22 protein-coding genes are annotated in these 25,526 nt (G+C 58.3%); 4 read left to right on the top strand and 18 right to left on the bottom strand.

The features are described 5' to 3' along the window. Position 1: 1 nt before the first annotated feature. The 12 genes from CKW32_RS04770 to mtnA form a co-directional block, all read right to left on the bottom strand. The gene (locus CKW32_RS04770; protein WP_143499321.1) at positions 2–1,057 is read right to left on the bottom strand and encodes a hypothetical protein; all 1,056 of its coding nucleotides are present in this window, start codon (positions 1,055–1,057) and stop codon (positions 2–4) included. Positions 1,058–1,876: 819 nt separating this feature from the next. Next, positions 1,877–2,122, bottom strand: coding sequence for a lipopolysaccharide assembly protein LapA domain-containing protein (locus CKW32_RS04765; RefSeq protein ID WP_095184193.1), 246 nt, complete (start codon positions 2,120–2,122; stop codon positions 1,877–1,879). Between the two features lie 32 nt (positions 2,123–2,154). After that, positions 2,155–2,451 (bottom strand): integration host factor subunit beta, encoded by a 297-nt coding sequence (ihfB, locus tag CKW32_RS04760; RefSeq protein ID WP_032888918.1) that lies wholly within the window; start codon positions 2,449–2,451, stop codon positions 2,155–2,157. A gap of 132 nt (positions 2,452–2,583) precedes the next feature. Then, a complete protein-coding gene (locus CKW32_RS04755) occupies positions 2,584–2,868 on the bottom strand; it encodes a hypothetical protein (RefSeq protein ID WP_032888916.1) in 285 nt (94 codons plus the stop codon). Between the two features lie 146 nt (positions 2,869–3,014). Continuing rightward, a complete protein-coding gene (gene rpsA / locus CKW32_RS04750) occupies positions 3,015–4,700 on the bottom strand; it encodes a 30S ribosomal protein S1 (protein WP_027604177.1) in 1,686 nt (561 codons plus the stop codon). Positions 4,701–4,820: 120 nt separating this feature from the next. Continuing rightward, positions 4,821–5,510 carry a (d)CMP kinase gene (gene cmk, locus CKW32_RS04745; protein WP_003172653.1) on the bottom strand — a complete coding sequence of 230 codons (690 nt, stop codon included), beginning with the start codon at positions 5,508–5,510 and terminating at the stop codon, positions 4,821–4,823. Then, the gene (locus CKW32_RS04740; protein WP_256585251.1) at positions 5,507–7,717 is read right to left on the bottom strand and encodes a bifunctional prephenate dehydrogenase/3-phosphoshikimate 1-carboxyvinyltransferase; all 2,211 of its coding nucleotides are present in this window, start codon (positions 7,715–7,717) and stop codon (positions 5,507–5,509) included. The genes cmk and CKW32_RS04740 overlap by 4 nt, the downstream gene beginning before the upstream one ends. Before the next feature lie 28 nt (positions 7,718–7,745). Then, positions 7,746–8,858: a histidinol-phosphate transaminase gene (hisC, locus tag CKW32_RS04735; RefSeq protein ID WP_032888914.1), complete on the bottom strand. Its 1,113-nt coding sequence runs from the start codon at positions 8,856–8,858 to the stop codon at positions 7,746–7,748. A gap of 9 nt (positions 8,859–8,867) precedes the next feature. Further along, positions 8,868–9,962, bottom strand: a complete 1,095-nt coding sequence (gene pheA, locus CKW32_RS04730; protein WP_003172650.1) for a prephenate dehydratase — start codon at positions 9,960–9,962, stop codon at positions 8,868–8,870. Further along, on the bottom strand, positions 9,962–11,047 hold the full coding sequence (gene serC / locus CKW32_RS04725; protein ID WP_095184191.1) for a 3-phosphoserine/phosphohydroxythreonine transaminase: 1,086 nt from the start codon (positions 11,045–11,047) through the stop codon (positions 9,962–9,964). Before serC ends, pheA begins: the two co-directional genes overlap by 1 nt. 110 nt (positions 11,048–11,157) lie before the next feature. Next, positions 11,158–13,818, bottom strand: coding sequence for a DNA gyrase subunit A (gyrA, locus tag CKW32_RS04720; RefSeq protein ID WP_095184190.1), 2,661 nt, complete (start codon positions 13,816–13,818; stop codon positions 11,158–11,160). A 423-nt stretch (positions 13,819–14,241) separates the two neighbouring features. Next, a complete protein-coding gene (mtnA, locus tag CKW32_RS04715; RefSeq protein WP_095184189.1) occupies positions 14,242–15,312 on the bottom strand; it encodes an S-methyl-5-thioribose-1-phosphate isomerase in 1,071 nt (356 codons plus the stop codon). A 109-nt stretch (positions 15,313–15,421) separates the two neighbouring features. Between mtnA and CKW32_RS04710 the strand changes: the two genes are divergently transcribed. The 4 genes from CKW32_RS04710 to CKW32_RS04695 all read left to right on the top strand — a co-directional run bounded on the left by CKW32_RS04710 (position 15,422) and on the right by CKW32_RS04695 (position 19,135). After that, positions 15,422–16,753, top strand: coding sequence for a TRZ/ATZ family hydrolase (locus tag CKW32_RS04710; protein WP_095184188.1), 1,332 nt, complete (start codon positions 15,422–15,424; stop codon positions 16,751–16,753). 64 nt (positions 16,754–16,817) lie between these two features. Beyond that, complete coding sequence (gene ubiG / locus CKW32_RS04705; RefSeq protein WP_017734479.1) at positions 16,818–17,516, top strand: bifunctional 2-polyprenyl-6-hydroxyphenol methylase/3-demethylubiquinol 3-O-methyltransferase UbiG; 699 nt, start codon at positions 16,818–16,820, stop codon at positions 17,514–17,516. Positions 17,517–17,520: 4 nt separating this feature from the next. Further along, positions 17,521–18,192, top strand: coding sequence for an N-acetylmuramic acid 6-phosphate phosphatase MupP (mupP, locus tag CKW32_RS04700; RefSeq protein WP_032888903.1), 672 nt, complete (start codon positions 17,521–17,523; stop codon positions 18,190–18,192). A 202-nt stretch (positions 18,193–18,394) separates the two neighbouring features. Beyond that, positions 18,395–19,135: a YciK family oxidoreductase gene (locus CKW32_RS04695; protein ID WP_032888901.1), complete on the top strand. Its 741-nt coding sequence runs from the start codon at positions 18,395–18,397 to the stop codon at positions 19,133–19,135. 193 nt (positions 19,136–19,328) lie between these two features. On the opposite strand, the gene CKW32_RS04690 is transcribed toward CKW32_RS04695, so the two are convergent. Genes CKW32_RS04690 through CKW32_RS04665 form a run of 6 tightly spaced genes read right to left on the bottom strand, consistent with a single transcriptional unit; the run spans position 19,329 to position 25,492 of the window. Continuing rightward, a complete protein-coding gene (locus CKW32_RS04690) occupies positions 19,329–20,843 on the bottom strand; it encodes an ABC transporter substrate-binding protein (protein WP_095184187.1) in 1,515 nt (504 codons plus the stop codon). 35 nt (positions 20,844–20,878) lie between these two features. Further along, positions 20,879–21,850 (bottom strand): ABC transporter ATP-binding protein, encoded by a 972-nt coding sequence (locus CKW32_RS04685; RefSeq protein ID WP_095184186.1) that lies wholly within the window; start codon positions 21,848–21,850, stop codon positions 20,879–20,881. Then, a complete protein-coding gene (locus CKW32_RS04680) occupies positions 21,847–22,803 on the bottom strand; it encodes an ABC transporter ATP-binding protein (RefSeq protein ID WP_032888895.1) in 957 nt (318 codons plus the stop codon). The genes CKW32_RS04685 and CKW32_RS04680 overlap by 4 nt, the downstream gene beginning before the upstream one ends. Continuing rightward, complete coding sequence (locus CKW32_RS04675; protein WP_032888893.1) at positions 22,800–23,657, bottom strand: ABC transporter permease; 858 nt, start codon at positions 23,655–23,657, stop codon at positions 22,800–22,802. Before CKW32_RS04675 ends, CKW32_RS04680 begins: the two co-directional genes overlap by 4 nt. Further along, a complete protein-coding gene (locus CKW32_RS04670) occupies positions 23,654–24,601 on the bottom strand; it encodes an ABC transporter permease (protein WP_032888892.1) in 948 nt (315 codons plus the stop codon). Before CKW32_RS04670 ends, CKW32_RS04675 begins: the two co-directional genes overlap by 4 nt. A 3-nt stretch (positions 24,602–24,604) precedes the next feature. Further along, complete coding sequence (locus tag CKW32_RS04665) at positions 24,605–25,492, bottom strand: proline iminopeptidase-family hydrolase (protein ID WP_095184185.1); 888 nt, start codon at positions 25,490–25,492, stop codon at positions 24,605–24,607. Between the last annotated feature and the right edge of the window lie 34 nt (positions 25,493–25,526).

Genomic DNA, 25,526 nt, shown 5'->3' with positions numbered 1-25,526 from the left:
GTTAATGTGTGCCGATTGCGCCGGAAGCCTTAACTCGCAACGCAACAGCTTGACAGTACACCCGATCATAAAAACCAGTTATTATCATAAAAAAGACAAAATGGTATTTATAAAAATACATAACATTACCAAACGAGCCAACTACGACAAATGCTATTAAAAAAGCCCTCGCCACCGAATCTTTGTTTCTCAGATAGCTGTAAAGAATCAACGCCAGAAAAAAAATAACGCCTAGGACCCCAGTCTCTAGCGCGGCACTTAATAAAAAATTATGCGCAGGATAATTTATCCCAGAGGAAGCGAATATTACTTGGCGCTCTGTACCAATCCCATATCCATGTGGATTACTAATAAATGCTTGCAATGCCGTGCTATACAGGGCTTCTCGTGTCGAATCAAATTTAGCAAGATTTAAGCCATAGCCCGCTATTAAGCCACTAACTGCCAAACACACAAAAAACAAATACGACATCTTTAATTTCGAAAAACAAAAAAAGACGAGAGCTATTAAAATGGCAAGCAGGTCTCCCTTGGACAAAAGCATTATCGAAGGCAACAGCATAAAAGCAGAGAGTAAAACATATACTTTATTTCTAGTCACCTGGAATTTTAACAAGTTAAGATAGATCGACAACAGCAAAATCGTACCGACGGTATTTATATGCACACTTAAAAAAGTGGTTTTTCCATTAAAAAAGTCTTTGTAGTACTGCTGATTGTCCAACAGCAGATCAAAAGAATAGTCGAGTATAAAAATGAGATAGAAGACTATACATAAAGCGAAGACTGGCCCCCAACTGGCAATACCGTCAAGCATCTTCACTCTTTCGCCGTCAGACATCATTGACACAACAACAATGATTAATACGATCTGAAGCAGGCGAAAATAAACCTGATAATTAATAACAAGACCGCTAACCAATATAGCCAGCGCACCATAAGCTAAGTATAGAAATATAAGACCACAATATACCAGCGGTCTAAACGCTATGCCTCGAGTACAAAATAAAATAACAAAAATGAATACAAGCAAAATCTCATCAAACTTATAGTTCACACTACCAACGCTTAAAATCTTCAACGGGAAGACAATTAAGACACCGAGTATATAACATAAGTATTTCACACAGACCTGCCGTGGATCGGTAAATACGTAATTGTATGAATTTCGCTCATCGTTGAGTGAGTCAATAGCACTCCAGTGTAGTACTCAGCTATTACTTTCATAATCCATTCGCAGACAGCAGTGGCCCACCTACTCATAAAATCTGAATTAACTAGCCTTGTTCCTATCATATAGTTCTCAACTTACTGACTCTGGCAGGCTTTTCATGATATTGAGCACACCAGGTCATAGCACTGGGTCTTGAAGATTCGATGCTGAGCGCTCGTCATTGCCATGCCCTGCCACTCAGCCCCACTCACTGACGCAACAGCGAGAGAACAGGCGCCCGTGAGTGACCTCAAGGAGCAGGGCTTCAATTTTGACAACCAGCCAGTTCAGCCAGCAGCAGTGATTCATTCGTTACCAGAGAAATGCCAACCCGATAAAATTGAAAACTGTGCAGATCAATAACTGGACTCAGCTCCGATTACTCTGAGAAGGCCAATTATTATAGTGCAAAACCTTTTATTCAACACAGAGCAACTACATTCGCAAAAGTTCTGAACTTACTGTAAGAATTATCTGAGCAGCTATAGCGAAAATTACGGCAGTGCACCGTACGCAAATGGGAACAGGGAGAGGCTAGAGCGCGTAAATTTGAGGATGACGGGCCCATTCAAACCAATTAACAACCCGCTACTTCCAGATGGCTTAAGCTCAGGATCAGCTAAGATGCCAGCCACATACCGAAGGACACTCCGCGTCCCCCCCTCATAAGTGCTTGGCCGTACCAAGGTCACGCGGCGCAGCGCTTCGCTTAAACAGGCCTAAGAATGGACCGATTAACATGCCGATAATCAACGCAAATACAACAAACACGGCTACTGGGGCCTCACCGGTAGACCAACCAAAGAATGAGAGCACAACAGCCTGCTGATTTTCCAAAACAAACCCAACGACTGCAAAGGTAATGACCATTAAGACCACACCTAAAAGAATCCGTAATATTCTAGCCATAGCGTTCGCCTCCATAACAATAGATAGCCGAGTCAGACGCCGTCTTCCTCGTCTTCATTCACCCTATCCCTCAACTCCTTGCCCGGCTTGAAGTGAGGCACGAATTTCCCATCAAGGCTGACTGACTGGCCCGTCTTTGGATTACGACCTACACGAGGCGCACGATAGTGCAGCGAAAAGCTCCCGAACCCACGAATCTCAATACGATCCCCAGTGGCCAGGCACTGAGACATTTGCTCAAGCATGGTCTTGATAGCCAACTCAACATCTTTGGATGAGAGCAGCCCTTGGTGGGTGACAATTCGTTCGATCAACTCCGACTTCGTCATATTTTTCCCTTCTTTTTCAAGCAGCTAGGAAAAGCGCTTCGAAGGTTTTAGCATGACTTGATGAATTTGAACAGCCCATGTTTCAACTTATCTCCTGGCTGAATAAACATAAGTATCGAACAAGTAACGCGCCTAATTGCAGATCACAAGCATCGTGCGGGTGACAGCTCCAGCCGGGTTCAAGCCGAAAAAATAGTCGCCCTCTTCGTCCTTGGCGTCGCTTGACCGGGTGATGACCTTGTAGCCCTGCATCTTGCATTCGCGAGCGGCGCGCTGTTCGCACTTATCCCAATGATTACCAAGGCCAGAGCAATCGACCTCGATGCCGCTGACACCGCGCCTGGCGTGAGTTTTAGCGCTAGTGACAGAGCAGCCGACTAGCATTACCAATGCGAGCATCACGACAAGCTTGTTCATTGATATCCTTATTCCGGGCGAGCTTTTTTCAAGGCTATAGTGACTCTGACACTGAGCCGCGCGCCTTGGTTCTCGTTTGTTAAATCAACAAATTCCAGGCACAAAAAAGGGCGACCGAAGTCGCCCTTTTTATAGCGTTACAGAACTTAGTTCTGTTTAGCCATTGCTTCGCGCAGCAGGGAGGCCATAGTGGTCTCGCCGGTTGCAGCTTCCGGAGCCGATTTCAGGCTCTGGATTGCTTCTTTCTCTTCCACTTCATCTTTCGACTTGATGGAGAGTTGGATCACGCGGCTCTTGCGATCAACGCTGATGATCTTGGCTTCTACTTCCTGGCCTTCTTTCAGAACGTTGCGCGCGTCTTCAACGCGGTCACGGCTGATTTCGGAGGCTTTCAGAGTCGCTTCGATATCGTCGGCCAGAACGATGATTGCGCCTTTGGCGTCAACTTCTTTCACAGTGCCTTTAACGATTGCGCCTTTGTCGTTCTCTTGAACGTACTCGGAGAACGGATCGCTTTCCAGTTGCTTGATACCCAGGGAGATACGCTCACGCTCTGGGTCAACCGACAGGATAACGGTGTCCAGCTCGTCGCCCTTCTTGAAACGACGAACAGCTTCTTCGCCAACTTCGTTCCAGGAGATGTCGGACAGGTGAACCAGGCCGTCGATGCCGCCGTCCAGACCAATGAAGATACCGAAATCGGTGATCGACTTGATGGTGCCGGAGATTTTATCGCCCTTGTTGAACTGACCAGAGAAATCTTCCCATGGGTTAGATTTGCACTGCTTGATGCCCAGGGAGATACGACGACGCTCTTCGTCGATGTCCAGAACCATAACTTCCACTTCGTCGCCGACTTGTACGACTTTCGAAGGATGGATGTTCTTGTTGGTCCAGTCCATTTCGGAAACGTGTACCAGGCCTTCCACGCCTTCTTCCAGCTCAGCGAAGCAGCCGTAGTCGGTCAGGTTGGTAACACGCGCGGTAACGCGAGTGCTTTCTGGGTAGCGAGCTTTGATAGCAACCCATGGATCTTCGCCCAGCTGCTTCAAGCCCAGGGAAACGCGGTTACGCTCACGATCGTACTTCAGAACCTTTACATCGATCTCGTCGCCAACGTTGACGATTTCGGAAGGATGCTTGATACGCTTCCAAGCCATATCGGTAATGTGCAGCAGGCCATCGACGCCACCCAGATCGACGAATGCGCCGTAATCGGTGAGGTTTTTGACGATACCTTTGACTTGTTGGCCTTCCTGCAGGGATTCCAGCAGAGCTTCACGCTCGGCGGAGTTCTCTGCTTCCAGAACGCTGCGACGGGAAACGACAACGTTGTTGCGTTTCTGGTCGAGTTTGATGACCTTGAATTCGAGTTCTTTGCCTTCCAGGTGCGTGGTGTCGCGCACAGGACGAACGTCGACCAAAGAACCTGGCAGGAACGCACGGATGCCGTTAACGTCGACAGTGAAGCCGCCTTTAACCTTACCGTTGATAACGCCCTTGACCACTTCTTCAGCTGCGAAGGCTGCTTCGAGAACAATCCAGCATTCAGCGCGCTTGGCTTTTTCACGGGACAGCTTGGTTTCACCGAAACCGTCTTCAACCGAGTCCAGAGCAACGTGAACTTCGTCACCGACATTGATTGTCAGATCGCCAGCATCGTTGTAGAACTGTTCCAGCGGGATCAGAGCTTCAGACTTCAGACCAGCGTGAACGGTTACCCAGCGAGCTTGGTAATCGATATCAACGATAACACCGGTGATGATGGAGCCTGCCTGAAGGTTCAGGGTTTTTAGGCTTTCTTCAAAGAGTTCCGCAAAGCTTTCGCTCATTTTAATTCCTGTTGATAAGGGCGAAGAATACGCCCATCTCCACACCCCAGACGGCGTGGGTCAGTTTCAGTTAAAAGAAGCCACCGCAGGACTATGACTGGTCCCCTGCGGCCTTCTTGATCACCCGGCGATATCGCGAATGGCGATTTCACTCAAGATGCGTTCCAGCACCTGCTCGATGGACAACTCCGTGGAATCCAACTGTATGGCATCAGCCGCCGGCTTTAGCGGGGCTACTGCACGCTGGGTATCACGCTCATCGCGTGCACGGATCTCATCTAGCAGACTCGACAGACTAACACCATCGACTTTGCCCTTCAACTGCAAGTAGCGGCGGCGAGCTCGTTCCTCGGCGCTAGCCGTCAGGAAAATCTTCAGCGGTGCCTCGGGAAACACTACGGTACCCATGTCGCGACCATCGGCCACAAGGCCCGGCGGCTCCTGAAAAGCCCGCTGACGCTGCAGCAACGCGTCACGCACAGCTGGGAGCGCGGCAACCTGGGATGCCCAGGAACCGACTTGCTCGTTGCGCAAATCATCCGTCACATCATCCCCTTCCAGGATGATGCGCTGGGGATGACCTTCCGTCGCCCCGACGAACTGCACATCTAGGTGCGCCGCCAGCAGCTTCAGGGACTCTTCATTGGTCAGGTCTACGCCATGGTTGCGTGCGGCAAACGCCAGCAACCGGTACAGCGCGCCGGAATCCAGCAGACACCAACCCAGGCGCTTGGCCAGGATGCCGGCGATGGTGCCTTTGCCCGAGCCGCTTGGCCCGTCGATGGTAATCACCGGTGCTTTGATATTCACAATTGAGCCTCTTGGGCAACACGGATGCCGACTTGGGCACACAGTGTAAGAAAATTCGGAAAGGACGTAGCAACATTGGCGCAGTCGCGGATACGGATCGGCGCAGTCGCCCGCAGGGACGCTACGCTGAACGCCATGGCAATCCGGTGATCGCCATGGGCATGGACTTCACCACCGCCCATCAGGCCACCGTCAATGATAATCCCATCAGGGGTAGCTTCACACTTCACGCCCAGCGCGAGCAGACCGTCGGCCATCACCTGGATACGGTCGGACTCCTTCACGCGCAACTCCTGAGCCCCACGCAAAACGGTCCGACCTTCAGCGCAGGCCGCCGCAATAAACAACACCGGAAACTCATCGATGGCCAACGGCACGAGCGCTTCCGGGATCTCGATACCCTTCAGAACCGCAGCACGCACACGCAGGTCTGCGACAGGTTCTCCACCGACTTCGCGCTGGTGCTCCAGGCTGATATCTGCCCCCATCAGCCGCAGGATATCAATCACCCCGGTACGGGTAGGGTTGATGCCGACATGTTCCAGCAATAACTCGGAACCCTCGGCAATCGACGCAGCCACCATAAAAAACGCCGCCGAGGAAATATCCCCCGGCACCTCAATACGGGTAGCAGTCAGCGTATGACCCGACTCAACCGCTGCGGTAGCACCCTGCACCCTCACGGGATAGCCAAAACCGCGCAACATGCGCTCGGTATGATCGCGCGTAGGTGCTGGCTCGGTCACTGCGGTCTTGCCTTTGGCGTATAGCCCGGCCAGCAACAAACAGGATTTGACCTGGGCGCTGGCCATCGGCAACACATAGTCCAAACCTTTGAGCGACTGCCCACCACGAATGGTCAGCGGTGGACGTCCTTGCGGCCCGGTTTCGATCACTGCGCCCATCTCCCGCAGCGGCTTGGCCACGCGGCTCATTGGGCGCTTGGACAACGACGCATCGCCAGTCAACACGCTGTCAAAGCTTTGCGCTGCCAGCATGCCGGACAACAGCCGCATGGACGTGCCCGAGTTCCCCAGGTAAATCGGCCCCGGCGCCGGCTTCAAGCCATTCAAGCCCACGCCATGAATGGTCACGCGCCCATGGTGCGGACCTTCAATGACCACTCCCATGTCACGAAACGCCTGCAAGGTCGCCAGAGCATCTTCGCCCTCAAGGAAGCCTTCGACCTCGGTCACGCCGTCGGCCAATGAGCCCAACATGATTGACCGGTGAGAAATCGACTTATCGCCCGGCACACGGATGCGCCCGCTCAGGCGGCCACCCGGGTTGGCGACAAAGGTCAACTCGTCGGCGTTCACAGCGGTTTCCACATAGGCCCGGCGCGCCAGGATCTTGCTGAAATGCTCACGCGCCACCCGCGCACGGGTGAACACGCCCAACAATTGATGACCATCACCCGCATCCACTGCATCGCGCAGGGCGTCGAGATCACTGCGGAAAGTGTCCAGAGTACGCAACACCGCTTCGCGATTGGCGAGAAAGATGTCGTGCCACATCACCGGGTCGCTGCCGGCAATTCGCGTGAAATCGCGGAAACCACCGGCTGCGTAGCGGAAAATATCCAAGTTCTCATTGCGCTTGGCCAAAGAGTCCACCAGACCAAATGCCAGCAAATGCGGCAAATGACTCGTCGCCGCTAGCACTTCGTCATGGCGCTCGACTTGCATATGCTCGACGTCCGCCCCCAACTCACGCCAGAGACGATCCACCACCGCCAACGCAGCGGGATCGGTTTGCTCCGACGGCGTCAGGATCACTTTATGCCGACGGAACAACTGCGCATTGGACGCCTCCACCCCGCTCTGCTCGGAACCAGCAATCGGGTGACCCGGTACGAAGCGCGCGGGCATCCCGCCAAATGCCAGTTGCGCCGCGCGCACCACATTGCCTTTGGCACTGCCGACATCCGTGAGAATCGCCTGCCCCAAGTCCATACCCGCCAACAACGCCAGCAACTTCTCCATGGCCAGGATCGGCACCGCTAGCTGGATCACATCCGCGCCATGACACGCGAGCGCCAAGTCCGCTTCACAGCGGTCCACCACGCCCAGCTCAACCGCTAGCTTGCGCGATTGAGGGTCCAGGTCGACGCCGACCACTTCTCCGCATAGCCCACTTTCACGCAGGCCTTTGGCGAAGGAGCCGCCGATCAACCCCAGGCCGACCACCACCAGGCGACCGATCATAGGCACAGCAGGTTGCAATGCAGTGACATCAACCACGAGCCAGAACCTTGGCCAGCGCTTCCAGGAAGCGGCTGTTTTCAGCCGGCAAGCCGATGGTGATGCGCAGGTGGTTGGGCATGCCGTAGTTAGCCACCGGACGCACGATCACACCTTCGCGCAACAGACCCTGGAAAACAGGCGCGGCCACTTGGCCGAGGTCGACGCAAATAAAGTTGCCCTTGGACGGAATCCAGCCCAGGCCCAACTCACGCAAGCCTTCCTGCAACTGCAGCATGCCGTTTTCGTTGATGCGCCGACCTTCTTCCAGGTACTCGGCATCCTTCACCGCCGCACAAGCCGCCGCCAAGGCGAGGCTGTTGACGTTGAACGGTTGGCGTACTCGGTTCAGCACATCAGCTACCACCGCCGTGGACAGACCATAGCCAACCCGCAGCGAAGCAAGGCCGTAAGCCTTGGAGAAAGTGCGCGACACCAGCAGGTTCGGATACGCCGCCAGGAAATCCAGGCCGTCCGGCAGGTCGCTGCCTTCTGCGTATTCGATGTAGGCCTCGTCCAGCACGACCAGCACGTGCTCGGGCACATCCTGCAGGAATTCGTTGAGCGCCTGCTCATCGAACCAGGTACCCGTCGGGTTATTCGGATTGGCGATGAACACGACGCGGGTCTGGGCGTCGATTGCTGCCAGCATTGCTGGCAAGTCATGCCCCCAATCCTTGGCAGGAATCACGCGCGCGTCAGCACCGACGGCCTGAGTGACAATCGGGTAAACCGCGAACGCATGTTCACTGAACACCGCATTCAGGCCTGGCGCCAAGTAAGCGCGACCGACCAGCTCAAGGATGTCATTGGAGCCGTTACCCAGGGTCACTTGGTTCAGATCGACCCGGCACTTTTCCGCCAACAACGACTTCAGGGCGAAGCCGTTGCCATCCGGGTAACGGGTCAGCTCGGCCAGTTCCTCACGAATCGCCGCCAGCACTTTGGGGCTAGGGCCCAGCGGGTTCTCGTTGCTCGCCAGCTTGACGATCTTCGACGGATCCAGGTTCAACTCACGCGCCAGCTCGTCCACAGGCTTGCCCGGAACGTAAGGCGACAGTTGTTGCACGCCCGGCTGAGCCAGGGCGAGGAAGTTGCCACTCATGTTAACGCCTCACAAAACCGCTTTCGGGTAAGAGCCCAGCACCTTGAGCGCCACGGCCTCTTGACTGATTTTCTCCAGCACACCTTTGACCAGCGGGTCGCGGTGATGGCCGATGAAATCGATAAAGAACACGTACGTCCATTTACCGCTGCGCGAAGGACGAGTCTCGATGCGCGTCAGGTCAATCCCGTTGTCGTGAAACGGCACCAGCAGTTCATGCAGCGCGCCAGGCTTGTTGCTCATCGAGACGATGATCGAGGTCTTGTCGTCGCCGGTCGGCGGCACTTCCTGGCTGCCGATCATCAGGAAGCGCGTGGAGTTGTCCGGACGGTCCTCGATTTTTTCGGCTAGACGCGTCAAGCCATAAAGACCTGCGGCCATATCACCGGCAATCGCCGCCGAGTTCCACTCACCTTTGACACGCTTGGCCGCTTCGGCGTTGCTGGATACCGCCACGCGCTCGACATTCGGGTAATGGGCATCCAGCCACTTTCGGCACTGGGCCAGGGACTGGGCGTGGGAATAGATGCGGCTGATGCTGTCGGTCTTGGTGTTCTCGCCCACCAGCAGGTGATGGTGGATACGCAGCTCGACTTCGCCGCAGATCACCATGTCGTGCTCAAGGAAGCTGTCCAGGGTGTGGTTGACCGCGCCTTCAGTGGAGTTTTCCACTGGCACCACGCCAAAATTCACCGCACCGGCCGCCACTTCACGGAACACTTCGTCGATGGCCGCCATCGGCTTACTGATCACAGCGTGGCCGAAGTGCTTCATGGCCGCCGCCTGGGTAAACGTACCCTCAGGACCGAGATAAGCAACCTTCAGCGGCTGCTCAAGCGCCAGGCACGACGACATGATTTCACGGAACAACCGCGCCATCTCTTCGTTGCCCAGCGGCCCCTTGTTACGCTCCATCACGCGTTTGAGCACCTGAGCTTCACGCTCGGGGCGATAGAACACCGGCACTTCGCCTTCAGCGAGGGACGCCATCTTCACCCGTGCCACTTCCTGGGCGCACCGCGCACGTTCACTGATCAGCTCCAGGACTTTCTCATCCAGGCTGTCAATGCGTACACGCAGGGCCTTGAGCTCTTGTTCAGACATTAGCCGTGTTCCTTTTCGAACTCTGCCATGTAGGCAACCAGCGCATTGATCGCGTGGATGTCGACAGCGTTATAGATGGAGGCGCGCATGCCACCCACCGAACGGTGGCCCTTGAGGTTCAACAGGCCGCGCGCGTCGGCACCGGCCAGGAATGGTTTGTCCAGACGGTCGTCAGCCAGGCGGAACGGCACGTTCATCCACGAGCGGTCGCTTGGATTGATGGGGTTGCTATACAGGCCGCTGGCGTCAATGAAGTCGTACAGGGTGCGCTTCTTCTCTTCGTTGAGCTTGCCCATGGCGGCGACACCGCCCTGCTCTTTCAGCCACTCGAATACCAGGCCGGACAGGTACCAGGAGAACGCCGGCGGGGTGTTGTACATCGATCCGTTGTCGGCTGCGACCTTGTAGTTGAGCATGGTCGGGCACAGCGAACGGGCGCGGCCCAGCAGGTCTTCACGAACGATGTTAACCAGGATGCCACTTGGACCGATGTTCTTCTGCGCGCCGGCATAGATCATGCCGTACTTGGACACATCGATAGGCCGCGAGAGGATGTCCGAGGACATGTCGCACACCAGCGGAACGTCGCCGACTTCCGGCACCCAGTCGAACTCCAGGCCGCCAATGGTTTCGTTCGCGACGTAGTGCACGTAGGCCGCATCCTTCGACAGCTTCCATTCGTTCTGACCTGGGATGGCGAAGTAGTCGTAGGGCTTGGCGGTGCCGGCAACGTTGACGTGACCGTAGCGCGAGGCCTCTTCAATAGCCTTCTGCCCCCAGATACCGGTGTCGATGTAGTCGGCAGTGCCGTCTTCCGGCAGCAGGTTCAGCGGGATCTGGGCGAACTGCTGGCTCGCGCCACCCTGCAGGAACAGCACTTTGTAATTGGATGGAATGTCCAGCAAGTCGCGCAGATCCTGCTCGGCCTTGGTAGCAATGGATACGAACTCATCGCTGCGATGGCTCATTTCCATCACAGAGAGGCCTTTTCCATGCCAGTCGAGGAGTTCACCCTGCGCACGCTGCAGGACTGCTTCAGGAAGCGCCGCGGGACCGGCACAGAAGTTATAGGCTCTCTTGCTCACATCCAATCTCACTCTGATCTGGTGGGGTGGTGCAATAAATCGGGATTTCAATATTTCACAAGGGACAAACAACAAGGGGGCGAATCTTCATCCGCCCCCTTTGTGTCCGCTTATTCCTGCGGTTCTTCTTCGTCTGCGGCAGCATCGAGGGTTGGCTCGTCGACGATATCATCGCCACTCGCCATGACCTCACCTGCGAACTCGGCATCGGCCTCGTCCAGCTCTTCGCCTTCAACTTCCGATGGTTCCTGGACACGCTCCAGGCCTACCAGTGTCTCGTCGCTGGCCAGCTTGATGAGCGTCACGCCTTGGGTGTTGCGACCCAGGCTCGACACTTCAGCCACACGGGTACGTACCAGGGTGCCCTGGTCGGAAATCAGCATGATCTCCTCGCCGTCGAGCACCTGTACCGCGCCGACCAGACGGCCGTTGCGATCGTTGCTGACCATGGCAATAACGCCCTGGCCACCACGTTTGTACTCCGGGAACTCGCCGATGGCCGTACGCTTGCCATAACCACGCGCCGAAGCGGTGAGGATCTGGCTGCCTTCTTCCGGGATCAGCATCGAAATCAGCTTCTGCCCTTCCGGCAGACGCATGCCGCGCACACCGCGGGCGGTACGGCCCATGGCGCGAACGTCGGATTCCTTGAAGCGCGTAACCTTGCCGCCGTCGGAGAACAGCATGACTTCACGCTCGCCGTCGGTGATGGCCGCGCTGATCAATACGTCTCCTTCGTCCAGTTCCAGGGCGATCAGGCCCACGCTGCGCTGGCGGCTGAAGGATTCGAGCGGGGTCTTCTTCACGGTGCCTTTGGCAGTTGCCATGAAGATGAAGTGACCTTCGGTGTATTCGTCTACCGGCAGCATGGTGGTGATGTATTCATCACTGTCCAGTGGCAGCAGGTTGACCAGCGGACGACCACGGGCGGCGCGGGACGCTTCCGGAATTTCGTAGGTTTTGAGCCAGTACACCTTGCCCTTGCTGGAGAACAGCAGCAGCGTGGTGTGGCTGTTGGCGACCAGCAGGTGAGCGATGTAGTCCTCATCCTTCACGCCAGTAGCCGATTTACCTTTACCGCCGCGACGCTGGGCCTGGTAAGCAGCCAATGGCTGGGTCTTGGCATAGCCGCCGTGGGAGATCGTAACCACGCGTTCTTCTTCCGGGATCATGTCACCCAGGGTCAGATCGAGACGGGCATCGAGGATTTCGGTGCGGCGCACGTCGCCGTATTCGGCGCGGATTACTTCCAGTTCTTCGCGGATCACTTCCATCAGGCGCACGGCGCTGTTGAGGATGCGGATCAACTCGCCGATCTGGTTGAGAATTTCCTGGTACTCGGCCAGCAGCTTCTCGTGCTCAAGGCCGGTCAGACGGTGCAGGCGCAGTTCCAGGATAGCCTGGGCCTGTTCCGGCGACAGGAAGTACTTGCCGTCACGCAGACCGTATTGCGGGTCCAGTGTCTCCGGGCGGCACGAGTCAGCACCGGCACGTTCAACCATCGCCACGACGGCGCTGGATTCCCACGGCATCTTGATCAGCGCTTCTTTCGCTTCCGATGGTGTCGGCGAGGCTTTGATCAGGGCGATAACCGGGTCGATGTTCGACAGCGCAACCGCCTGGCCTTCCAGAATGTGGCCACGCTCGCGGGCCTTGCGCAGTTCGAATACGGTACGGCGGGTCACTACTTCGCGACGGTGACGCACGAAGGCTTCCAGAAGATCCTTGAGGTTCAGGATGCGCGGGCGGCCGTCGATCAGGGCAACCACGTTGATACCAAACACGCTTTGCAGCTGGGTCTGGGCGTAGAGGTTGTTGAGGATCACCTCAGGCACTTCGCCACGACGCAGCTCGATCACTACGCGCATACCGTCTTTGTCGGATTCGTCGCGCAGCTCAGTGATGCCTTCGAGTTTCTTCTCTTTAACCAGCTCGGCGATCTTTTCGATCAGACGCGCCTTGTTCAACTGGTAAGGGAGCTCGGTGATGACGATTTGCTGACGGCCACCGACCTTGTCGATGTCTTCGATCATTGAGCGGGCGCGCATGTAAATGCGGCCACGGCCGGTGCGGTAGGCTTCGATGATGCCGGCGCGACCGTTGATGATCGCGGCGGTCGGGAAGTCCGGACCCGGGATGTACTGCATCAACTCATCGACGGTCAGCTCAGGGTTGTCGATGAGGGCCAGGCAACCGTCGATGACTTCACCGAGGTTGTGCGGCGGGATGTTGGTCGCCATGCCCACGGCGATACCGCTGGAACCGTTGACCAGCAGGTTGGGGATCCGGGTAGGCATGACAGCCGGGATCATTTCGGTGCCGTCGTAGTTCGGCACCCAGTCCACGGTTTCTTTGTGCAGGTCAGCCAGCAGCTCATGCGCCAGCTTGGTCATGCGCACTTCGGTGTATCGCATGGCAGCGGCGTTGTCGCCGTCGACGGAACCGAAGTTACCCTGGCCGTCTACCAGCAGGTAGCGCAGGGAAAACGGCTGGGCCATACGTACGATGGTGTCGTACACCGCAGTGTCGCCGTGAGGGTGATACTTACCGATCACGTCACCGACAACACGGGCAGATTTCTTGTACGGCTTGTTCCAGTCGTTACCCAGCTCGCTCATCGCGAACAGCACACGCCGGTGCACGGGCTTCAAGCCATCGCGCGCATCAGGCAGTGCCCGACCGACAATTACGCTCATCGCGTAGTCGAGGTAGGACTGTTTCAGCTCGTCTTCGATATTGACCGGGAGGATTTCTTTGGCCAGTTCGCCCATGAGAAGCCTGATTCCTTTTTCGGGTGAAACCTCGTCACATCCATATGGGACGAACGAAGCTCGCCGCTGCCGACAGAGTGCCTGACAACGACTTACGACAAATCAACGAGTTATGACACGGATCTGCACGTTATAGGCAACCCCTCGGGGCGGCCCTGGAAACCGCCGGATGTTATCACAATCGCCGCCACGCACCTATCCCCCTGATGCGCATGGAGACTAGTAATTTGACGGATGACAGGCTTGAGGGGGACGAGAGGGGCTCAGAGATGGGGTGGTGCTTTTTTTTGAGGGCGGATCCGAGGGTTTCATTGACTTTCAGGGCCAATCGGGGGCAAGCCCCCTCATACATTTTGACTGTGTTCGCCATTCAAGTGTGGGAGGGGCTTGCCCCCGGTAGCCATTTCACAGACACCGCAGCCCTCAATGCAGCCGCTTACGGCACATCAGCTTGGCCAATTTCGCCGTATCCGGCCGCTCAACCACGCCCTTCTCAGTCACAATCACATCAATCAGGTCGGCCGGAGTCACATCAAATACCGGGTTAAACGCATTAACCTCCAGCCGCTTCCCGTTGACCTCCAGCAGCTCACCGGGATCGCGCTCTTCCAACGCAACATCTTCGCCAGTGGCCATCATCAGATCCAAAGTCGAACTCGGCGCCACCACCATAAACCGCACGCCGTGATGCATGGCACACACGGCCAACTGGTACGTGCCGATCGTGCTGACCACATCTCCATTGGCCGCAATACAGTCAGCCCCGACGATCACCCAGGTCACGCCTTTGGTCTTGAGGATATGCGCGCCCGCCGAGTCGGCATTGACCGTGACAGGGATGCCCTCACCCGCCAACTCCCAGGCCGTCAGCCGCGAACCTTGCAGCCAGGGCCGGGTTTCATTGGCATAGACGTGTTCAACCAAGCCCTCCAAGAAGGCCGCACGCACAACCCCGAGGGCCGTGCCGACACCGCCCGTCGCCAACGCGCCGGCATTGCCATGGGTCAGGATCGCCTGAGCGTTACCCTGGTGCTTGCGAATCCGCTCAACGCCCAACTGCGCCATCACAAGGTTGGCTTCGCGGTCACTTTCATGGATCGCGATGGCCTCTGCTTCCAGGACTGCCAGCGGATCGGCGTGCATCTTGATGCGATCCAGGCGATCGCGCATGCGCTTGAGGGCCCAGAACAGGTTCGACGCAGTGGGACGAGTATCTGCCAGCAGTGCGTAATCCTCCTCCCACGCAGCCTGCCAGTCTTCGCCCTCGGCGATACGATCACGGGCGGCCAGTACCAGGCCATAGGCCGCACTGATACCGATGGCCGGCGCACCACGCACCACCATGGCGCGAATGGCGGCAGCCACGTCGTCGACCGTGGAGCAGGCCACCCAGTTTTCCTGGGACGGCAAGGCACGCTGATCGAGCAGGTGCAGCGTGCCATCACGCCAATCGATGGCCTTCACTTTCTCCGCTGCCAACAGTCGGTCGCGCATCCCTTACTCCGCACTCATGAACAAAAGCCGCCGATTATAGCGATCCGCCAGCCAGGACGCTCGGGTATACTTCGCGCTTCTTTTATAGCTGCCCGGGAAGAAGCCTGCGATGACCTCCACTGCCGCCCCGCTCGACTTACTGCTACTGCCAACCTGGCTGGTACCTGTCGAACCTGCTGGCGTGGTGCTCAAGGAACATGGCGTGGGCATCCGCGATGGGCGCATTGCCTTTATCGGGCCGCGGGCCGCTGCCTTGAAGCTGTCAGCCACTGAGGTGCGCGAACTGCCGGGGATGCTGCTCAGCCCAGGCCTGATCAACGCCCACGGGCACGCGGCGATGAGCCTGTTTCGCGGCCTGGCCGATGACCTGCCCTTGATGACCTGGCTGGAAAAACACATCTGGCCCGCCGAAGCCAAGTGGGTCGATGAAGCCTTCGTGCGTGATGGCACCGACCTGGCCATCGCCGAGCAACTCAAGGGCGGCATCACTTGCTTCTCCGACATGTACTTCTACCCCAAGGTCGCCAGCGATTGCGTGCACAACAGCGGCATGCGTGCACAGATCGCGATTCCGATCCTCGACTTCCCGATTCCCGGCGCCAGTACCGCCGATGAGGCGATCCGCCAGGGCATCGAGCTGTTCGGCGACCTCAAGCACCACCCGCGCATCAAGATTACGTTCGGCCCCCACGCGCCCTATACCGTGTGCGATGCCAACCTTGAAAAGATTCGGGTGATCGCCGAAGAGCTGGACGCCGCGATCCATATGCACGTGCACGAAACCGCCTTCGAGGTACAGCAAGCCGTCGAACAGACCGGCGAACGCCCGCTGGCACGCTTGGGCCGCCTCGGATTACTGGGGCCGCGCTTCCAGGCCGTTCATATGACTCAAATCAGCGAGGACGACCTGGCTTTGCTGGTAGAAAGCAACACCAGCGTTATCCATTGCCCGGAATCCAACCTTAAACTGGCCAGCGGCTTCTGCCCGGTGGAGCGTCTGTGGCAGGCTGGGGTCAATGTGGCCATCGGCACCGATGGCGCCGCCAGCAACAATGACCTGGACCTGTTGGGCGAAACCCGCACCGCTGCGATGCTGGCCAAGGCCGTCGCCGGCTCGGCCACCGCGCTGGACGCGCACCGTGCATTGCGTATGGCTACGCTCAACGGTGCGCGGGCCATGGGCCTGGAAAGCGAGATTGGCTCCCTGGAAGTGGGCAAGGCGGCGGATATGGTCGCCTTCGATCTCACAGGGCTGGCGCAACAACCGATCTACGATCCGGTCTCACAGCTTATATATGCCACCGGGCGCGATTGCGTGAAACACCTTTGGGTCGCCGGCAAGCAGTTGCTCGACGATCGGCAACTCACCCGCATGGATGAACAACAGTTGATCGCCACGGCCATTGCCTGGGGAAAACGCATCAGCGGGCACACCGAATAACGCTGGCTCTGAACCTTAGTGTTCAGGACCGACAAACCGATTTATCAGATTTAGAGGATTCACCATGAGCAACGTCGACCACGCAGAAATCGCCAAGTTTGAAGCCTTGGCCCACCGCTGGTGGGACCGCGAAAGCGAGTTCAAACCCCTCCACGACATCAACCCGCTGCGGGTCAACTGGATTGACGAACGCGTCAACCTGGCCGGCAAGAAGGTGCTGGACGTCGGCTGCGGCGGCGGCATCCTCAGCGAAGCCATGGCCCAGCGCGGCGCCACGGTGATGGGGATCGACATGGGTGAAGCGCCGCTGGCCGTGGCACAACTGCACCAGTTGGAGTCCGGCGTGAACGTGGAATACCGCCAGATCACAGCCGAAGACCTGGCTGAAGAGATGCCCGAGCAGTTCGACGTGGTCACCTGCCTTGAGATGCTTGAGCACGTACCGGATCCCTCCTCGGTGATCCGCGCCTGCTTCCGCATGGTCAAGCCCGGCGGCCAGGTGTTCTTCTCCACCATCAACCGCAACCCCAAGGCCTACCTGTTCGCGATCATTGGCGCCGAATACATCATGAAGCTGCTGCCGCGCGGCACCCATGACTTCAAGAAATTCATCCGCCCGTCCGAACTGGGCGCCTGGAGCCGCCAGGCCGGGCTGACCGTCAAGGACATCATCGGCCTGACCTACAACCCGCTGACCAAGCACTACAAACTGGCCAGCGACGTTGACGTCAACTACATGATCCAGACCCTGCGCGAGGAGTAAGCCTGTGAAGTTGCGAGCGGTTCTCTTCGATATGGACGGTACCTTGCTGGACACCGCGCCGGACTTCATCGCCATCTGCCAGGCCATGCGCGCCGACCGCGACCTGGCGCCGATCAACCCGCAGCATATTCGCGATGAAATTTCCGGCGGTGCGCGGGCGATGGTCGCCGTGACTTTCTCGATGGACCCGGAGTCACCGGGCTTTGAGGAACTGCGCCAGGAATTCCTGGAGCGCTACCTGAAGGACTGCGCGGTGCACAGCAAGCTGTTCGACGGCATGGCCGAGCTTCTGGAAGACATCGAGAAGGCCAAGCTGGTCTGGGGCGTCGTCACCAACAAGCCGTTACGCTTCGCCGAACCGATCATGCAGCAGTTGGGCCTGGCCGAGCGTTCGGCTCTGCTGATCTGCCCGGACCACGTGACAAACAGCAAGCCGGACCCGGAACCGATGATCCTGGCGTGCAAGATGCTCGGTCTGGACCCGGCCAGCGTGTTGTTCGTGGGCGATGACCTGCGCGACATCGAGTCCGGCCGCGATGCCGGCACGCGCACGGCGGCGGTCAGCTACGGCTATATCCACCCGGACGACAACCCACGCCACTGGGGCGCAGATGTAGTGGTGGATCACCCACTGGAACTGCGCAAGGTGCTGGATAACGCGCTGTGCAGTTGCTAATGGCTCACCGGCCTTAGTGATTGATAAAGATCCAAATGTGGGAGGGGCGGTTCGACGATTCGACTTGCCCCCGATTGCAGTGTGTCAGTCACTGCATTTGTTGACTGATACACCACTATCGGGGGCAAGCCCCTCCCACAGGGGATCTCCAGTGTTTTCCAGCTCGCTGTTTGTAACCTGCTGAATTCTGTCGAGGCTTTTTATGTTTGATTACTCTGCACGTCCAGAACTGCTCAAAGACCGGGTCATCCTGGTGACCGGCGCCGGTCGCGGGATTGGCGCGGCGGCGGCAAAAACCTATGCCGCCCATGGCGCTACCGTGCTGTTGTTAGGCAAAACCGAAGCCAATCTGGCCCAGGTCTACGACGAAATCGAAGCGGCCGGCAACCCGCAGCCAGTGGTGATCCCATTCAACCTGGAGACCGCCCTGCCCCATCAATACGATGAGCTGGCAGCCATGATCGAAAAAGAATTCGGCCACCTCGACGGCCTGCTGCACAACGCCTCGATCATCGGCCCGCGCACGCCCATCGAGCAGCTCTCCGGTGAGAACTTCATGCGGGTGATGCACATCAACGTCAACGCAATGTTCATGCTCACCAGCACCTTGTTGCCGCTGCTCAAGCTGTCCCAGGATGCGTCGGTGGTGTTCACCTCCAGCAGCGTAGGGCGCAAGGGCCGCGCGTATTGGGGCGCTTATGGGGTGTCGAAGTTTGCCACTGAAGGCTTGATGCAGACCTTGGCGGATGAGCTTGAAGATGTGGCAGCGGTGCGGGCCAACAGCATCAACCCTGGCGGCACTCGTACCAGCATGCGGGCCCAGGCGTATCCGGGGGAGAACCCGATGGAAAGGCCCGCGCCGGAAGAGATCATGCCGGTGTACCTGTACCTGATGGGGCCGGACAGTGCCGGCATCAATGGGCAGGCGTTTGATGCGCAGTAACATCTGACACCCAACTCGCTGTGTGAGTTGGCTTTTGTAGTGAGCGGGCTTGCCCCGCGCGGGACTGCGAAGCGGCACCAAAACCTGCCAGCGCGATCTCTCTGTCAGATCGCGCTGGCTGTACTGGGGCTGCTTCGCAGCCCAGCGCGGGGCAAGCCCGCTCATCACAGGTCTCGCCCCACATTGGGTTTACTTAGTTCTTCACCACTTCCTCAAGGGTGAAGCGCCCCAGCGGGTTTTGCAGGAAATTGCTCACGTTCTTGCGTGAGATGTTGATGTAGGGGCTGTAGTACAAGTCGATCCAGTTCACATCCTGTTTCGCCAGTTTTTGCAGCTCCACATACATCTGCTCACGCTTGACCGGGTCCGCCTCAATCCGCGCCGCAGCCACCAGGTCCTTGACCTTGTCGTTCTTGTAGCGGGTCATGTAGTTCTGGTTGGTGTCGTGGCCCAGCACAAAGGTGGTCTTCTGGTCCGGGTCGAGGATGTCGTTGGTCCAGTACATCACGGAAATATCGTACTCACCGTCCACCAGCATCTGCCAACTTTGAGTCGGGTCGACCTTCTGCAGGTTGGCGGTGACGCCGACTTTAGCCAACTGGTCCTTGATGATCACCGCGATCTGCTCGTCAGCCTCATTGCCGGCGTTGACCACGTAGTTCAGCTTCAAGTCCTTGGCACCGGCAGCAGCCAGTAATTTCTTGGCTTCGGCCGGGTCGTACGGGCGTTGCAGGTTGTTGGCGTAGTGGTACAGCGAACCTTTTGGAATGTAGGAATAGGCCACGGTGCCCTGACCGTAGGTGGCGGTCTTGACCAGCGATTGTTTGTCGATGGCCATGTCCAGCGCCTGACGGACTTCCGGCTTGGCCAGCAGGCCATGGGCGTGGTTGATCAACAGGTGATCTTCACGGGTGGAAGGGTCGGCGTGGATCACCACGTTCTTGTCTTTCTTCAGCTCTTCAACCCGGGAGAACGGCACGAAGATCGCCGTGTCCAGCTCGTTGTTCTGCACCATGCGCATGCGCGTGTTGTCGTCGGTCACCGAGACCCACTCCACGCCATCCAGGCTCACATTCTTGGCCTGCCAGAAGTTCGGGTTCTTCTTCAGGATCACCCGATCGCCCTTGCGCCACTCCTCCACGGTAAACGCGCCGGATGTCACCGGGTTTTCCGAGTAGGCGTCTTCGCCCATCTTGGTCATGGCTTTTTCCGACAGGATCGAAACCGTCGGGGAGGCCAGTTGCGAGAGGAACGCCACGGCAGGCGTCTTCAAGGTGACGACCAGGGTTTTCGGGTCGGCGGCGTTGGCCGTGTTGATCAGGTTGAAAGGGTCCGCCCACAGCGAGGCTTTGTTATCGCGGATGCGCAGCAGGCTGAACGCCGCATCTTCAGCGGTGATCGGCGAGCCGTCAGAGAATTTCGCATCGCGCAGTTTGAAGGTGTAAGTCAGGCCATCCTTGGAAATCTCCCAGCTTTCGGCCAGGCCCGGTTCCATCTTGGTGCCCAGGTTATCCACGCGCACCAGGGTGTCGTAGACGTTGGCGAACACCCACGTGTCGCGGTTTTGCGCGCTTTTGATCGGGTCGAACGTGGTGCTGTCTTCACGGCAGCCAATAGTCAGGACGCCAGCGGCCTGGGCCAAACCAGCGGTCAGCGACCAAGCCGTAAGCGTAGCGGCGGCGAGCAACTTCAAGTGACGGGATTGCATGTCATAACTCCTTGTTCATGAATGGCAGGAAAGGGTCAAACCAAAGGTGATTCAAGCACGCAACTGTATCGATGCTCGTGCAGGAAATGAGTAGGCGGCGACGCCACGGAACACATGGCGCGCGCATACCGGCAACGTGGATGAAAGGCACAGCCGGTGGGCAAATTCAGTGGGCTCGGTGGCTCACCGGGCAAAGGTTCTGCAGGCAATGGCCGATGCGGATCGATCTCCGGAATCGCCTGGATCAACGCCGCCGTATAGGGATGGCGCGGCGCGCTGAACACTGCTTCAACAGGTCCTTCCTCGACAATCTTGCCCAAGTACATCACCGCCACGCGGTCGCACAGGCGCCGCACGATGGCCAAGTCATGGGCGATAAACAGGATGGCCAGGTTCATGCGCTGTTGCAGTTCCAACAGCAGATTGATGATCTGCCCCTGGATCGACACATCCAGCGCGGCCACGCACTCATCGGCGATGATCAGGCGCGGTTCCACCGCCAAGGCGCGAGCAATGCCGACGCGCTGGCATTGACCGCCACTGAGGGAGCCGGGTTTTCGACTGGCCAGTTCGGGGCGCAAGCCGACCAGCTCAAGCAGTTCGTTGACGCGCGCCGGGATGCGCTCTGCGGGGACTTTGCGCTGCACCCGAAGCACCTCGGCGATGGTTTCGCCGATGGTCTGGCGCGGGTTCAACGCGGCGTAGGGATCCTGAAAGATCATCGCCGTTTCATGGCGCAAACGCGCGATGTCGATCGCGCTGCCATGGGCCATGTCGATGCCATCGAACAACACCTGCCCGGCGCTGATCGGGTTGAGGTGCAGGATCGCCCGGCCAAGGGTGCTTTTACCGCTGCCGGACTCGCCCACCAACCCGAGGGTTTCGCCGGCCGCCAGGTTCAGCGACACACCGTTCACCGCCCTCACCCACTGCGTGTTCAGGCCAAAAAAACCGCTGCCGGACGCCGCAAAGCGCACCTCCAGGTCCTTGATCTGCAACAGGCTCATGGTCGCGCTCCCAGCGGATAGTGACAGGCTACGCGGGCACCTTCTGGCAGCACCTCGGTACATAAGGCACCGACCTGCGGGCAGCGCGGATTGAAGCGGCAGCCGCCGGGCAAGGCATCCAGCAACGGCGGCTGGCCGGGAATGGTGCGCAACAAGGCGTGGCCACTGCTGTGGGCCGGCTGGCAGTCAATCAGGCCAGCGGTGTACGGATGTTGCGGATGGGCCAGCAGGTCGTACTTACTGCCGTGTTCGCACAGGCGCCCCGCGTACATCACCGCGATGGAATCGCAGGTTTGCGCCACCACGCCCAAGTCGTGGGTGATCATGATGATCGACAAGCCACGCTGGTCGCGCAGGTCCAACAACAGACGCAGGATTTGCGCCTGGACGGTCACATCCAGGGCGGTGGTCGGCTCGTCGGCGATCAGTACCCTTGGGTTGCAGCCCAAGGCCACGGCGATCATGGCGCGCTGGCGCATGCCGCCGGAAAACTCGTGAGGATAGTTGTCGACGCGCGCCTGTGGATCGGGAATACCCACTTGGCGCAGTACGTCGATGGCGTGTCGTCGGGCGTCTTTTTTCGACGCGCCCTGGTGCAGGCGAATACCCTCGGCGATCTGCTCGCCGATGCGCATCAGCGGGTCGAGATGGCTGCTGGGGTTCTGGAAAATCATGCCCAATTGCCCGCCGCGTATCGCACGCATGCCGGCGTCATCCAGTGACAGCAGATCCTGACCGGCCAGGCACACGGCACCGCCCTGCACGCGCAGATCAGGCGACGGCAGCAGCCGCATCAGGCCTCGGCAGGCCATGGTCTTGCCCGAGCCGCTTTCGCCCACCAAACCAAGGATTTCGCCTTCGGCCAGGTCGAAGGAGACGCGGTCGACCAAGGTGACATCGCGCCCCGCGTTATTGGCGATTACGCTGAGGTCTCGTACCTGAAGCAGACTCATGACCGATCCCCTAACACTTGCGCCACACCATCAGCCAACAGGCTGAAACCCATGGCCAGGGTCACGATGGCTAACCCCGGAAAGGTGCAGATCCACCAGGCCGTGGTAATAAACGCCTGCCCTTCGGCGACCATCGTCCCCCATTCGGCGGTCGGCGGTTGCACCCCAAGGCCCAGGTAGCTCACGGCGGCACCGTTGAGCAGCACCAACACCGCATCGGACATGGAAAACACAATCGAGCCAAACATCGCATTCGGCAGCAAATGCCGGAACAGGATGCGCCCATGACCAAAACCCAGGCTCTTGGCGGCCAGGGCAAAGTCGCTTTCCTTGAGCACCAGGATCTGCGAACGGATCAGCCTCGCATACGAGACCCAACCCACCAGCGCCATGGCGATGTAAAAGCTCTTCAGGCCCGGGCCGAGGATGGCCATGATCGCCAGCATCAGCACCAGGAACGGGAACGCCAGGATCACATCGATCACACGCATGCAGAAACTGTCGAAACGACCGCCGATGTAACCCGAGACCGCGCCCATAAAGGTGCCGATCATGAAGGGGAAAATGACCCCGATGATGGCCAGCTGCAGGTCAATACGTGCGCCCCAGATGACCCTGGACAGAATGTCGCGACCGTAGTTATCGGTGCCGAATGGATGGGCCAGGCTGGGACCGATCAAACTGATATCGGTGTTCTGTGCAATCGGATCAAAAGGCGCGATCCATGGCGCAAACAGCGCAAGGGTCAACCACACCAACAGTATCAATAGCCCCCACGCGGCCGTCAGCCGGCCATTGCGAAAACCAAAGCGCAGGCGCAAGCGCCATGGGGCAATCAACGGGCGGCTGCTCATTGCATTTTCACCCGCGGGTCGAGGGCCACCGTCGCCACATCCGCGATGAAGTTGACCACCACCGTCGCGCAGGCCAACACCATGGCCACGCCCTGCACCACCATGTAGTCGCGGGTAAAAATGCCGCGCACCAATAACTGACCAATGCCAGGAATGGCGAACAGGCTTTCGATGACCACTGTGCCGCTGATCAGCCAGCCAATATTCACTGCCAGCAGGTTGACCGCTGGCACCAGGGAATTGGGCAACACATGGCGGCGAAACACGGCGGCTTCGGAAAGTCCGCGCGCACGGGCGGCGGTAACATGGTCCGCCTGCAACTCCATCAACATGCTCGCCCGCAGGTTGCGCACCAGTACTGCCGACAGCGCCAGGGCAATAGTCAGGCACGGCAGGACCATATGGTGTGCCTTGTCCAGCCAGGTGCGACCGTAGCCGGACACCGGGAACAAGCCCCATTTCACACTCAGCAGCAGGATCAGCATCAAGCCCAGCCAGAACGCCGGCATGCCCAGGCCCACCGTGGTGAATACGCGGATCAGGTTGTCGGCCCAGCCGCCTTTATTGCGCGCAGCCCAGGTTGCCAGGGGCACCGCGATCAGCAGCGCCAGCACCACGCTGCCGAGTACCAGCACCAGGGTCGGCTCGATACGGGTGACGATCAGCTTCAGCGCGTCGACCTTGTACAGCAGCGATTGACCGAGGTCGCCCTTCAGGAGGTTCTTCAGAAAATAGAAATATTGCAGCCACAACGGCTGATCGAGGCCGTACTGGGCGCGGATTTTCAGCAACGCGTCCGGTGTGCTGCGCGAGCCGAGCAACGCACGCGCCGGGTCGCCGGGGATCGAGCGCACCAGCACAAAGGTAATCAGGCTGATGCCAAACAGCACCGGCAGCAATTGCAGCGGCCGGGACAGCACAAAACGGTAACGCGCCAAGTTCATCCGTCAGCCTCGGTGGCGAGCAAGAAAGTCCAGCAGCACCGGGAAATACGCCTGGGGTTCTTCGTAGAACGGCATATGGCTGCTGTTGGGGAATACGTGCAGTTCGGCGTGTCTGGCCGCCATCTTCATGCGCATGGCACAGGCCGGGGTGAGTTCGTCGTGCTGGCCGGTGGTGATCAAGATCGGCATCTTGAAATCGGCCATCTCGGGGATGCGGTTCCAGTCCTTGAGGTTGCCGACATAGAGGAATTCGTTAGGGCCCTGCATGGTTTCGTAGGGGCCCATGTTCCAGTCGCCGAGGGAGCGTTTGACCGGCTCGGGCCATTCGTCCAGACGGCACACGTGGCGATAGTTGAGCAAGGTGATCGCGGCCTGGTACTGCGGGTGATCGAGAGTGCCCATGGCTTCATGGCGCTGCATCATGGCCACGGTTTCGCTGCCTAAGGCGCCGCGCAGGCGCTCCAGCTCCTGGGACAGGTGCGGAATGTCGCCGACAGTGTTTTCCAGGATCAGGCTTTTCAGCGCGTCGGGATAATGGATGGCGTATTCGATGCCCAGCCAGCCGCCCCATGAATGCCCGAGCAAGTGCACACGGCCCAGCCCCAGTGCCTGGCGCACGGATTCGACTTCTTCGACATAACGGCGTATTTCCCACAGGGAAACATCGGTCGGTCTGGCTGATGCCCCCGTGCCAAGCTGGTCGAATGCAACCACTCGCAGGTTATGCTCTTTGAGCCAGCCATGGGCGTCGCGCAAGTAGTCACACGGCAGGCCTGGCCCGCCGTTGAGGCACAACAGCACCTCATCGCCTTCGCCAAAGCTGTAGACCACGAGGTTATGGCCGTCGACTTGCACGTTGTACTGCTGGTCGGGGGCAATTTCACGCCACATGCATACATTCCTTGTGTTGTATCGGCCTGGCGAG

Source organism: Pseudomonas sp. Irchel 3H9, assembly GCF_900187495.1.
Classification (GTDB): Bacteria; Pseudomonadota; Gammaproteobacteria; order Pseudomonadales; family Pseudomonadaceae; genus Aquipseudomonas; species Aquipseudomonas sivasensis.
Note: the sequence above shows the minus strand (reverse complement) of the source record. Positions and strands in the feature narration are given on the sequence as shown.